Here is a 12,446-nt window from a genome sequence, read left to right on the forward strand (position 1 = left end):
ATTATATAAATTGTAAAAATGAACGTTTTGTTTAATTTCCTTCAAGTTTGTTGAAGTAATTGACAAGCGTAGTCAATTGTTTTTTATTCAGGAGTTTAGCTAATTCTTCAGTACTGGCCTCCTTGATTTTCTTCACGGATTTAAAATGCTGAAGTAGTTTGTCAGCTGTGCTTTTGCCAATGCCTTCTATTTCTTCCAACTCAGTTTTTAATGTTCCTTGATCACGTTTTTTACGGTGGAAGGTAATTCCGAATCGGTGGGCTTCGTCTCTTAAATGTTGAATGATCTTTAAGGTCTCCGATTTCTTGTCCAAATAAAGTGGCAAACTGTCGTTAGGATAATAAAGTTCTTCTAATCTTTTGGCAATGCCAATAACGGTAACCTTCTTATTAATGCCGAGCTTCTTTAAACTGCTTACAGCCGATGACAATTGTCCTTTTCCTCCATCAATAATGATCAACTGAGGTAATGGCTGATTTTCATCTAACATGCGCTTATATCGTCTGTAAACGGCTTCCTGCATTGTTGCAAAATCGTTAGGCCCTTCTACGGTTTTCACATTGAAATGGCGATAATCTTTTTTGCTAGGTTTGGCGTCCTTAAATACCACAATGGCAGACACTGGATATTTTCCTTGAAAATTGGAGTTATCGAAACATTCGATATGATATGGCAATTGCGTTAACCTCAAATCGTTTTTCATCTGCGTTAACACACGGTCTGTCTTTAATTCCGGATTTAACTTCTCGTATTGGTTTAGCTTTTCTTTTTTGAAGAACAGTACGTTTTTTTGGGAAAGTTCTAACAAAGCTTTTTTCTCGCCTAACTTAGGCAAGGTAAGTTTAAGATTGGTGTCTTCTAATGGAATTTCAAAGGGAACAACAATCTCTCTTGAAGTGCTTTTAAATCTGCTCCGAAACTCTGCAATAGCGATAGAGAGTAGTTCTTCATCGCTTTCATCCAAACGTTTTTTAATTTCTATAGTTTGGGTTTGGATAATGGCGCCATTCATAACCTTTAGATAGTTGACAAAAGCGTATCGTTCATCGCTTGCAATACTTACCACATCAATATTGGTAATGGCGCTGCTCACTACCGTAGATTTACTTTGATATTTTTCTAGTACGCTGAGTTTTTTCTGGTAATTGTGTGCTAGTTCGAAGTTGAGCTCCTCGGCAGCGGTTTTAACTACTTGTTTTACTTCTTTAATTACATTACCGATTTTGCCATTTAAAATGTCTTTAATTTCGGCAATATTGTTTTCGTAATCATCTTTAGATTGGTAATTCTGACAAGGTCCTTTGCAATTACCAATCTGATACTCTAGGCATACTTTGAACTTGTTCGCATTGATGTTTTCTTGGGTTAATGCCAAATTACAAGTGCGCAAAGTATAAGTTTCCTTGATAAGGTCTAAAATCGTATGCATCATACCCACAGAAGCGTAAGGACCTAAGTAGGTTGATCCGTCTTTAATCATTCTTCGAGTAGAGAAAACCCTGGGGAATGGTTCTTTTTTGATGACAATCCATGGGTAAGTCTTGTCATCTTTAAGCATAATGTTGTAGCGAGGCTGATGTTTTTTAATTAAGCTATTTTCGAGTAGCCAGGCATCAATCTCTGTATCAACAATGGTGAATTGGATGCGCCTAATTTTAGAAACCAGTACCCTAGTTTTTCCGTTGAGCTGTTTATCCTGTACAAAATACGAACTCACGCGGTTACGCAAATCCTTTGCCTTGCCAATATAAATGAGCTTGTCATCCACATCAAAATATTGGTAAACACCTGGTCTGTGAGGAATATCCTTTAATGCTTTTTTATAATCGAAACTGCTCATTGGGGCTACAAATTTACACTAAAAAATTAGACCTCGTAAGTTTTCGAAACTTACGAGGTCTAATTAATAATGATTTGGAGAATTAAAATCCTAATTTCTTATCAAGTTCTGAAGTGGTCTCTTCTTGTGGCTGATATTGATTGCAATCATACACAATATTCACACCGCCAGTAGGAGCTTCAAAGTCGTTCTTGCTCATTTTTAAGTTGGGATTGGCATAAACTCTCTTCATGAAACCCGCATATATTGGTAGCGCCGAATTAGCACCTTCGCCATCTCGTGTGCTTGTAAAGTGGAAGGCACGGTCTTCGCAGCCTGTCCAAACGCCAGCAACCAAATCTGGGCTAATTGCCATAAACCAACCATCGGAGTTGTTTTGCGTGGTACCTGTTTTACCGCCAATTGGGCCATTAACTTTGTATTTGTAACTTAAACGAGATCCTGTTCCCCCTGTAACAACACCCCGCAACATTCGAGTCATCACATAAGCTACTTCCTCATTCATGGCTACTTTGATAATCGGTCTACTTTCATAAAGTACCACTCCGTTTTTATCTTCTATTTTAGTAATGAAGTTAGGTTGTGTCCACGCACCTTTGTTGGCGAAAACACCATAAGCACCTACCATATCGTACACGGAAGCATCAAAAGTGCCCAAGCTAATAGAAGGTACAGCAGGCACCTCGCTGGTAATACCCATTTTCTTGATCTCATTCATTACTGCTGTAGGTCCAACCTGTTTCATCAAGTAGGCAACAATATAGTTTTGAGAATAAGCTAAGCCTTTTTGTAAAGTTATTTTTCCAGGAAGTGGTGTGCCAGAATTTCTTGGTGTCCAATCTGGGCTACCAGGACTAGAAATAGTTACCGGTTCGTTCAAAACCTCGTAGCAAGGCGAATATCCATTTTCTATAGCAACAGCATAGGTGAAAGGTTTAGCTGTAGAGCCAACCTGTCTTTTACCCATTTTAACCTGATCGTACTTGAAATGCTCGAAATTAATTCCACCTACCCAAGCTTTGATATTTCCAGTCTTCGGATCCATGGCCATCATCGCATTACGCAATAGCAATTTGTAATATTTAACTGAATCAATAGGTTTCATCAAGGTGTCGATGTTTCCTTTCCAAGTAAAAATGGTTAACCTCGCAGGAGTGTTAAAGTCGGTAGTAATTTCGTCATCCGATTTGCCTTCCGATTTTAATGCCTTATATCTGTCTGATCTTTTTATACCTTGGTCAATCAATTTTTCCATCCCTCTAAAAGGATTTCGTCCTTTCCAGCTTTTGGTGAATTGCGCCTGCAGTGTTTTCATGTATTCTTTCTGCGCTTCTTCGGCGTAAACCTGCATGTCATAATTGATCGTCGAATAAATCTTCAATCCATCTCTATCTAGGTCGTAAGGAGTACCGTCTGCTTTGTTGATTGAGCGTTCTTCTAAAATCTTCTTAACCTCTGTTTTTAATACAGCTCTAAAGTAAGGTGCAATACCATCATTATTTGTAGCAGCATTGAAATGTAAGTTTAAAGGTTTTTCTCTCTCTCCTGCAAACTGGTCTTCAGTAATATATCCTTCCTTAACCATCAAAGCCATAACGGTATTTCTTCTGTCTAAAGAACGTTCTGGATTTTTGGTAGGCGAGTAACGAGTGATACCCTTTTGTAGGCCAATAAGTACTGCTGCTTGTGGTACCGTTAATTTTTCTGGCGTAGTGTTAAAATATACTCTAGCGGCAGATTTGATTCCATAGGCATTATTTCCAAAATCAACTGTATTTAAATACATCGTGATGATTTCTTCCTTGGTATAATTGCGTTCTAATTTGATGGCAATAACCCATTCCTGAAATTTCTGGATAATTCGTTTAGAAAAATTCTTTGCTCTTCCTTCCTCAGAAAATAAATTTAACGCCAGTTGTTGTGTAATGGTACTTCCACCTTGTTTCTTGCCAATTAGAGCATAAAGGAAAATAGTAAAAGTACGCCTAAAATCTATACCGGAGTGAGAACGGAAACGTATATCCTCGGTAGCGATTAAAGCGTTGATTACGTTAGGCGAAATCTCGCTATAGTTAACGTTTGATCTATTTTTTACGAAGTAGGTACCCAACACCTTACCTTCTTCAGAAATTACTTCTGTGGCCTCGTTACTTTTAGGATGCTCTATGGCTCTAAACGAAGGTATTTCTCCGAAAATGCCAAAACTGATCATGACAATGAATATGGCAAAAGCGATAATGCCCGCAATAAGTACTTTCCAAATGCGCCAGTTATATTTTTTAATCAGTTCTGAAGGTAGTGAATTGGTGTTTTTATTTCTATAGTTCATTGTTGCTGATATATCTAATATACCTCTCTAAAGTGTCACGGTTAGTGATTTTTTCGAGGTTCTCTTTGCTTATTGCAAAAGTAGTATAATTAGCGGCAGGTATTTTGATAATTCTGCCTAATTGTGATTTTATATTTTGCTGGTACTCCTTCACATCAGACACGCTTCCAAAATCTCCAACTAGTATCAGCTGGTCTTGGTCTAGTTCTTTAAGCTGGTGGCGGAGGTTTGTGCCGGCATAAGTTGCTCTGTTAAACTGTCCGATACCAAAACGAGAAGTACTTACGCTTAAAGAGGCGTCATTAACGGCAACTACATAGTAATAATTGCTAGACGAAGCCGGATTAAACAAGGTCTCTTTTACAGGTTCAGGTTTGGCGATTGGCTTAGCTACTGTATCTATAGGTTTGCTGATAACTATCGGATTAGCAATTGTGTCTTTCTTGACAATAGGAGGAATGATAACCGAATCCTTTTTTGCAATGATAGGAGGTGTAACAACAGTATCTTTTTTAGGCTCAACTGTTGGTGTTTTAGCAATTACGGTGTCTTTCTTGATTTCTTTAACAACAGGTTTCTCTTCAGGTTTTTTAACGATAGGCTTTTCAATTGGTTTTTCAACAGGCTTTTCTACAACAGGTTGTTTAACCGGTGGTGGAGCTGGTTGCGTAAATTTTTTCTTGCCTGTTGGGTCAATAACGTTAGCAATTATTGGCTCGTTCAGTCTTATTCCAGTTTTGTTTTCTGCAAATGGAAGCTCGTTAGGGTCGTAACTGATTAGAGCAATTTTTCTCTTTTTAAATTCCGCTAAGTGAGCATTGATATATAACAAATGTTGGTCTACCAAGGGCTTAATTAATCGGTCGGTTTTGTGTTTTTCAGTAATTTCTTTAAAAGCAGTTATTAGGTAATCTACATTTTGCGTTCTACCAACAGCAATAGCTTTCAGGTAATCGTATTGAGGTTCCATGTTGTGTCCAGGGAAACGCTGACCAATGCTTGTCGCATCAGCAATTACGGATTTGAAATCTTTATCCTGTAATTTATTAAATATGCTTTCGTATTCTCTGTTTAAAGTAGCTTCTAGCTCATTTTGCTTTGCAGAGAAATTAGGGTCTAAAATAGTTTTTGCAAAAACAGAATTCGGAAAATTGCTTAATACCAGGTTTTTATACTCGTTAGCTTTGGTGTTATCTGTGCCACGATAAGCTAAGTATAAGCTGTAATAAACCATATCTAGTTTTCCGTTGTTAGGAAATCTTTTTAATAAGGTTTGATACGTCTTTATCGCCTCTGGCTTATCATTTAACACTTGTTGATAAAAACTACCCATGTCTAAATATGCACCAATAATTTTTTGGTTTGATGCTTCTAGCTGTGCAGGAGTTAATGGAATCGAATCTAGATAAGCTGTAGCTTTATTAGAGGCTTTCGGGGCAGTAGCCGCAACTTCATCTGGGTTAGAAGGCAAAGCTCCAGGTCCGGCATCTGTTGGACTGGTCATGTCTGGCTGATTTTGTTGCGATTTCGTGCTTTGTCGCCAGTTTGGAGCTAATTTTCTATTACCCCAGCGTCTTTTGAATTCATTAAAACCTCTGCTAATGGCATTTGAATTAGCGAAATAGAAACTACTACCGGTTTGAGATTGGTAATTCACATTTGCTCGGCCAGTAGTGCCTGCATCAGTGCTTGCATTAGTGTTGGTAACTGTTTTACTTTCTAGCGCAGCAAAATAGTTGTTTAAAGCAATTGGTCTATCAGTGGATGACAGAAGTGCTATTTTCTGTAACGTATCTTGCAAATTAATCGTCTCGTATCTTTCTTGAAGATAAGCCAAGTTTTGCGCTTTATTGACAATAGAATTGTACAGCGGGTTTGTTTTAGGAAGGGTCAAGGCAGTGCTATCATAGTAAAGTTTTGCAGTTACATAATCACTATAGTGCTTAAAATTTAAGTCAGCAATTTTTAGATATGACAAGGCTTTTTGAGTATTGTTTACAGTACTGTTTTTTACAGACAAGTTGTAAAATTCTTCTGCCTTTCCGTAATCGTTTCCAGCATAATAGTCCTCGGCTATTTCGTAATAAATCTGGTCTTTGAAGTCCGCATTTTTATCATCTTTTAGCAATTTGTTGAGTGCTAATTTTCTATCGAATTCCTTGCCATTTAAATTTTCGGTTATTCTGATTCTACTCAATTTGGCATTAAAATACATATCAAAAGCAGCATTGCTTTTTTCTATTTTTCGATAAGCCGCTAAACTTTTTTCGTATTCCTTTTCACTTTCATAGAGCTGGGCCAGAGTGTAGGTCCATCTTAGTTTATTTAAAGATGTAGGGCCAGCTTTTAATGCCTTCTCTAAATACTCGATGGCTAGCTTGTCATTTTCTTGAAGGATATTAATTTGTGCCAAAGTCGCTAAAGGCTCTGATTTTTGTCGTTTTACAGAATCCAATTCCATGATTACTGTATCTAGAACTTTTTCAGCATTTTCTAAATCATCTAATTCTATGAAACTTCGAGCTTTCCAGTTTAGCGCATTTAAATAGACTTTGTGATTTTTTTGGTAAGCGCTTGCCACGTAGTCGAAATAAGCTTGTGCGTTATAATATTTTCCTTGAAAAAAGTTGGTTTTACCTAAAAGGATGTAGGCGTCATCTATATAATTACTTACGTTTTTTTCAGCAATTATAGTTCTGGCCTTTTGGTCTACTTCGTCTAGTTCCTTGATCTTCGTTCCAGCTGTGGTGGCAGCGTCAGCAATTGCAGGCGCATGGTAAAGTGGTAGAAAATTGTCGAAATTATCTTTCCTGCTTTGATTCACACCCTCTAAATATTCATCCAATAAAACATTAGAATTATAAATTAGGTTATATCTTGCAGACAGATTTTGCAGCTTTCTGTTTACAGCAGTGTCTTTTTGAGAAGAGCAGCCTAAAATTAATGCAAGCAACAGGCTGCATAGAGTGGCGCTGGTTAGATGTTTTCTGTAGGTGTTCAATGAATTTTAAATTATTTATACTATAACAATATATATGCAAAAATATTTTATTCGCTCATATATTCTTAATATTTGATTGCAATTTACTAAAACTATTAGGTATAATGATTGACCCTAAGAATAAACCTACGCCTAATTATATTAAATATAGTGGCATCGCATTTCAAATGTTGGCTACTATTGGAGTCTTCGTGTTTGTAGGTTACAAGCTAGATGAGCACCAACATATCGATAATTCTCTATTTACTGCTGTTTTTGGTATTGTGGGCGTAGCTGCTTCACTTTATCAGGTGATTCGTTCCCTAAATAAGGAGAAGTAATCACCGGGTTTATATGTATTGATTACCTTTGCATAAAATTTAAACATTGTGGTTTTAAGAAAATTTATTCCCGCTTATTTGCTGTATTCAGTTTTGCTGGCAGGTCTTGCTATGCTCCTAAGGTATTTTTTTCCTCAGGCAATTGCTGCTCAGTTTTGGTTGATTTTTGGCTTTTTGTGCGGTCTAACGTTAATCGCTTATTTGTTGGCCTATTTTGGTATCCAGAAAAAACCAGAGATTGGGGTTTTTGCTATTTTGGGGGCGATAATTATTAAGATGTTATTCGCTATGTCTTTTGTGCTGATTTACAGCTTGAAACAGACTAAAGGGGATATGGCATTTGCCCTGAATTTTTTTTCTTTATATTTATTGTTTACCCTCTTTGAAATATTAGGTTTGTTACGTAACTTGCGCCACCAAAATAAATAGTAAAAATCTGCGAGTAAATGGATTATAACCGAGTTTTTGTGTCAAAAGTTAGAAGGCTAATTGTTGTTTTTGCGCTTTTTTCTGCGTTTTTAGGATTTACGACTGGTGCTTTTGCGCAAACAGATAGCGTAGCAGCGGCTGGTCATGAAGTTGTTGCTCCGGTAACACATGGCGAAGAGCATGGAAAAGAAGAAAAAGGATTTGATATTACATCATTTATTTTTCATCACATTAGCGATAGTCATTTCTTCACTTTGTTTGGTCATGGTGATCACGGTGTAACTTTACACTTGCCAATTATTTTATGGACTGACAACGGTTTGGTTACTTTCAGCTCTTCTGCTTTCCAGTTTGATGATGCTGGTAAAGTTGTGGTAGAGAAAAACGGACAACGTTTTGCTATTGCTCATAATAAAATCTATTACGCTAACGCAACTGCAGATGCGCACGGTTCTTACGTTTCGCATGTAACTAACGAAAAAGGTGAGGAAACGGTAACTAACGTTCGTCCTTTAGATTTTTCAATTACTAAAAACGTATTCAGTATGTTGTTGTCGATTATCATTTTGGTAATTGTATTTACTACTGTTGCTGCTGGTTATAAGAAGAGAGCTGGGAAAGCGCCAAAAGGTGTTCAGTCTTTCTTAGAGCCAATCATTCTATTTGTTCGTGACGATATTGCTAGACCAAACCTAGGTCATAAATATGCTGCTTTCATGCCTTATTTGTTATCTGTGTTTTTCTTTATCTGGTTAAACAATATGTTAGGTTTGGTTCCTTTCTTTCCGGGAGGTGCTAACGTAACTGGTAACATTGCTTTAACTGTTGTTTTGGCAGCTGCTACTTTCTTGATTACTACTTTTAAAGCAAATAAATATTACTGGGGACACATTTTAAACCCTCCAGTGCCTTGGTGGTTAAAACCATTGATGATTCCTGTGGAGATTTTCGGTATGTTTACTAAACCTATCGCTCTAGCTATTCGTTTGTTCGCAAACATTACAGCGGGTCACATCTTGGTAATGTCACTATTGTGCTTGATCTTTATCTTTAACTCTTACGCGGTTGCGCCTGCTTCGATCTTCTTTGCAGTGTTCATTGGTCTAATTGAGTTTTTGGTAGCGTTTATTCAAGCATTTATATTCACTATTCTATCGGCCTTGTTTATTGGTATGGCGGTAGAGGAGCACCATTAATTAGAACATAATTGTTAAACAATAATAAATAAATCAGAAAAATGACTGGAACATTAGCTGCAATCGGCGCAGGCTTAGCTGCAATTGGCGCTGGATTAGGTATCGGTAAAATCGGTGGATCTGCAATGGAATCTATCGCTCGTCAACCAGAAGCCGCTTCAAAAATTCAAACTGCTATGCTTATCGCTGCTGCCTTCATCGAGGCTGTTGCGTTATTCGCAGTAGTAGTTTCTTTGATCGCAAAATAATCAAAGAAGAGTTTTAAGATAAGCACCTTTTCGGGGTTGCCGTTAAGGTGCTTATTTAAAGAAAGTTTAACATTAAAAGATATTAATTATATAAGATGGATTTATTAATTCCTGAAGTTGGTCTGTTAGTTTGGAATACTATTGCGTTTTTAGTATTAGTGTTTTTATTGGGCAAGTTCGCTTGGAAACCAATTATGAAAGGTATCCACGATCGTGAGCAAAGCATTGATGAGGCTTTAAACAAAGCTGAATTGGCTAGACAAGAAATGGCTCGTTTAAGTTCTCAGAACGAAGAGTTGATGAAACAAGCTCGTGAAGAACGCGATCAAATCTTGAAAGAAGCGAAGGCTTTAAAAGATGGTATCGTTAACGAAGCTAAAACTCAAGCGCAAGCTGAAGGAGCTAAATTGATTGAAAAAGCTCGTATCGAAATCGAAAACCAAAAGAAAGCTGCTTTGGCTGAATTAAAAGGTCAGGTTTCTGCTTTGTCTTTAGATATTGCTGAACGTGTTTTACGTACGCAATTAGACGATAAAGCTAAGCAACAAGAGTTGGTTAACAATTTGTTAAAAGACGTTGAATTAAACTAAAATAGTTATGGGTTGCGAGTTATGGGTTATGAGTACCCGCAACTGGCAACTGTTAACTCGTAACACAAAGATATGTCAAGTAAAGCAGGAGCTAGGTACGCAAAATCATTGTTAGATCTTTCTAAAGAGCAAAACGCAGTAGAAGAAGTGAAAAATGATATGGTGTTTTTTGAGAAGGTAGTAGACGATCATTCTGAGTTAGAAGCTATCCTTAAAAACCCAATTGTGCCTTTGGATAAAAAGCAAGGTATTTTGCAAGGGATTTTTGGAGGTAAAGTACACGCCATTACCGCTAGTTTCTTTAAACTGGTAGTAAGCAAAGGTCGTAGTTCTATCTTATATGATACATCGGAGCAATTTATTGCGCAATACAATGCTATTAAAGGTATTGTTACTGCAGAAGTAACTTCGGCAAGCGAACTAACCGAAGCTAACAAAGCAGAAGTGGTTGCCTTAGTTAAAAAGGAATTAAATGCTAGTGAAGTTGTACTGAAAGAGAAAGTAAATCCTGCTTTAATTGGTGGTTTTATCTTGAAAGTTGGTGATAAGCAATTTGATGCCAGCATTGCAAGTGGCTTAACAAAGTTGAAAAAGGAATTTGCTAATTAGTATCTAGATTTGAGTATCGAGTATCAAGATATGAATTTTGAGGGGTACTGGAACTTTAAGAAGAACTATAGCAATAAGTAATATAAACCCGATTGAAGCGAAAATCCTGTTTGTCATCCTGAGCTTGTCGAAGGAGTAAAACAGATTGAAGTGTAAAGCGGGACTGAAATAACAAAAGAGTAAGAGATTACATTTACAAAAAGATATCAAAATAACATAAAATTATGGTAGAGGTAAGACCAGACGAAGTTTCGGCAATTATCAGACAGCAATTGGCCGGCTTCAAATCAGAAGCTGAACTTGAAGAAGTTGGTACTGTATTGCAAGTGGGCGATGGTATTGCTCGTGTTTACGGCTTAACTAAAGTTCAAAGTGGTGAGCTTGTTGAGTTTGCAAACGGTTTGCAAGGAATTGTATTAAACCTTGAAGAAGATAACGTGGGTGTGGTATTATTAGGCCCATCTGACGAAATCAAAGAAGGTGATACGATTAAACGTACTAAAAAAATTGCTTCGATTAAAGTTGGCGAAGGCATGCTTGGTCGTGTGGTAAACACATTAGGCGAGCCAATTGATGGTAAAGGACCTATCGCTGGTGCAACTTACGAAATGCCTTTAGAGCGTAAAGCTCCAGGGGTAATCTATCGTCAGCCGGTAAACGAACCATTACAAACTGGTATCAAAGCTATCGATGCAATGATTCCAATTGGTCGTGGTCAACGTGAGTTGGTTATTGGTGACCGTCAAATTGGTAAAACTGCGGTTTGTATCGATACGATCATCAACCAAAAAGAATTTTATGAAGCTGGTCAGCCAGTTTTCTGTATCTATGTAGCTTGTGGTCAAAAAGCAAGTACAGTAGCAAACGTTGTACGTACTTTAGAAGAAAACGGTGCAATGGCTTATACTGTTGTTGTTGCTGCATCTGCTGCTGAGCCTGCTCCTTTGCAGTTCTATGCTCCATTTGCTGGTGCTGCTATTGGTGAGTTCTTCCGTGACACAGGTCGTCCGGCATTAATTGTTTATGATGATTTGTCTAAACAAGCTGTGGCTTACCGTGAGGTTTCATTATTATTGAAACGTCCTCCAGGTCGTGAGGCTTATCCAGGTGACGTGTTCTATTTACACAGTCGTTTGTTAGAAAGAGCTGCGAAAATCAACGCTAACGATGATATCGCTAGAAACATGAACGATTTGCCTGAGTCTATCAAAGGTATCGTTAAAGGTGGTGGTTCGTTAACTGCATTGCCAATTATCGAAACTCAAGCTGGTGACGTTTCTGCATATATCCCTACTAACGTAATTTCGATTACTGATGGTCAGATTTTCTTAGAGTCTAACTTGTTTAACTCTGGTATCCGTCCGGCTATTAACGTAGGTATCTCGGTATCTCGTGTAGGTGGTAACGCACAAATTAAATCAATGAAGAAAGTTGCTGGTACTTTAAAGTTAGACCAAGCACAATACCGTGAGCTAGAGGCTTTCTCTAAATTCGGTTCTGATTTAGATGCGGCTACAAAATCTGTATTAGATAAAGGTGCTCGTAACGTTGAGTTTTTGAAACAAGCGCAGTTTACTCCGTTTAAAGTAGAAAATCAAGTTGCTATGGTTTACGCTGGTACTAAAAACTTAATGCGTAGCGTACCTGTAAACAAGGTTAGAGAATTTGAAGCTGATTATTTGCAAGCATTAGAATTGCGTCATCCAGAAACTTTAGCAGCGTTAAAAGCTGGTAAATTTGATGACACGATTACAGGTGTGTTGGAAACTGTAGCAAAAGAAATTTCAAGTAAATACTAATAAGTATCGAGTAGTAAGTATCAAGTATCGAGACTAGACATGATCTAAATCTTGATACTTGATACTCAAATCTTGATACTCACTG

General features: G+C 37.5%; 10 protein-coding genes. 7 read left to right on the forward strand and 3 right to left on the reverse strand.

Features of this window, described 5'->3' with window-relative positions; translation table 11 throughout:
- Positions 1 to 31 precede the first annotated feature (31 nt).
- The 3 genes from uvrC to porW all read right to left on the reverse strand — a co-directional run bounded on the left by uvrC (position 32) and on the right by porW (position 7,170).
- On the reverse strand, positions 32 to 1,840 hold the full coding sequence (gene uvrC / locus CRO54_RS20585; RefSeq protein ID WP_097133995.1) for an excinuclease ABC subunit UvrC: 1,809 nt from the start codon (positions 1,838 to 1,840) through the stop codon (positions 32 to 34).
- 82 nt (positions 1,841 to 1,922) lie between these two features.
- Positions 1,923 to 4,169, reverse strand: coding sequence for a penicillin-binding protein 1A (locus CRO54_RS20590; RefSeq protein ID WP_097133996.1), 2,247 nt, complete (start codon positions 4,167 to 4,169; stop codon positions 1,923 to 1,925).
- Positions 4,159 to 7,170, reverse strand: coding sequence for a type IX secretion system periplasmic lipoprotein PorW/SprE (porW, locus tag CRO54_RS20595; protein WP_138765870.1), 3,012 nt, complete (start codon positions 7,168 to 7,170; stop codon positions 4,159 to 4,161). Before porW ends, CRO54_RS20590 begins: the two co-directional genes overlap by 11 nt.
- A gap of 104 nt (positions 7,171 to 7,274) precedes the next feature.
- Here porW and CRO54_RS20600 point away from each other — a divergent pair, with 104 nt between their 5' ends.
- From CRO54_RS20600 to atpA, 7 genes are all read left to right on the forward strand, one after another.
- On the forward strand, positions 7,275 to 7,490 hold the full coding sequence (locus tag CRO54_RS20600; protein ID WP_097133998.1) for an AtpZ/AtpI family protein: 216 nt from the start codon (positions 7,275 to 7,277) through the stop codon (positions 7,488 to 7,490).
- 48 nt (positions 7,491 to 7,538) lie between these two features.
- Positions 7,539 to 7,919 carry a hypothetical protein gene (locus tag CRO54_RS20605; protein ID WP_240775174.1) on the forward strand — a complete coding sequence of 127 codons (381 nt, stop codon included), beginning with the start codon at positions 7,539 to 7,541 and terminating at the stop codon, positions 7,917 to 7,919.
- Between the two features lie 17 nt (positions 7,920 to 7,936).
- Positions 7,937 to 9,115, forward strand: coding sequence for a F0F1 ATP synthase subunit A (gene atpB / locus CRO54_RS20610; protein ID WP_097133999.1), 1,179 nt, complete (start codon positions 7,937 to 7,939; stop codon positions 9,113 to 9,115).
- A gap of 41 nt (positions 9,116 to 9,156) precedes the next feature.
- Positions 9,157 to 9,363, forward strand: coding sequence for an ATP synthase F0 subunit C (gene atpE / locus CRO54_RS20615; protein WP_010601523.1), 207 nt, complete (start codon positions 9,157 to 9,159; stop codon positions 9,361 to 9,363).
- 95 nt (positions 9,364 to 9,458) lie between these two features.
- Positions 9,459 to 9,953, forward strand: coding sequence for a F0F1 ATP synthase subunit B (locus CRO54_RS20620; protein ID WP_097134000.1), 495 nt, complete (start codon positions 9,459 to 9,461; stop codon positions 9,951 to 9,953).
- A 72-nt stretch (positions 9,954 to 10,025) separates the two neighbouring features.
- Complete coding sequence (atpH, locus tag CRO54_RS20625; RefSeq protein WP_097134001.1) at positions 10,026 to 10,562, forward strand: ATP synthase F1 subunit delta; 537 nt, start codon at positions 10,026 to 10,028, stop codon at positions 10,560 to 10,562.
- Positions 10,563 to 10,786: 224 nt separating this feature from the next.
- Positions 10,787 to 12,361 (forward strand): F0F1 ATP synthase subunit alpha, encoded by a 1,575-nt coding sequence (gene atpA / locus CRO54_RS20630; RefSeq protein WP_097134002.1) that lies wholly within the window; start codon positions 10,787 to 10,789, stop codon positions 12,359 to 12,361.
- Positions 12,362 to 12,446 lie beyond the last annotated feature (85 nt).

The sequence above is a fragment of the Pedobacter xixiisoli genome (genome assembly GCF_900215335.1).
In the GTDB taxonomy this organism is placed as follows: domain Bacteria; phylum Bacteroidota; class Bacteroidia; order Sphingobacteriales; family Sphingobacteriaceae; genus Pedobacter; species Pedobacter xixiisoli.

Bases quoted from the DNA above. Each gene is read 5' to 3' on its own strand.
- uvrC (WP_097133995.1), bottom strand. From the start codon at position 1,840: ATGAGCAGTTTCGATTATAAAAAAGCATTAAAGGATATTCCTCACAGA.
- CRO54_RS20590 (WP_097133996.1), bottom strand. From the start codon at position 4,169: ATGAACTATAGAAATAAAAACACCAATTCACTACCTTCAGAACTGATT.
- CRO54_RS20600 (WP_097133998.1), top strand. From the start codon at position 7,275: ATGATTGACCCTAAGAATAAACCTACGCCTAATTATATTAAATATAGT.
- atpB (WP_097133999.1), top strand. From the start codon at position 7,937: ATGGATTATAACCGAGTTTTTGTGTCAAAAGTTAGAAGGCTAATTGTT.
- atpE (WP_010601523.1), top strand. From the start codon at position 9,157: ATGACTGGAACATTAGCTGCAATCGGCGCAGGCTTAGCTGCAATTGGC.
- CRO54_RS20620 (WP_097134000.1), top strand. From the start codon at position 9,459: ATGGATTTATTAATTCCTGAAGTTGGTCTGTTAGTTTGGAATACTATT.
- atpH (WP_097134001.1), top strand. From the start codon at position 10,026: ATGTCAAGTAAAGCAGGAGCTAGGTACGCAAAATCATTGTTAGATCTT.
- atpA (WP_097134002.1), top strand. From the start codon at position 10,787: ATGGTAGAGGTAAGACCAGACGAAGTTTCGGCAATTATCAGACAGCAA.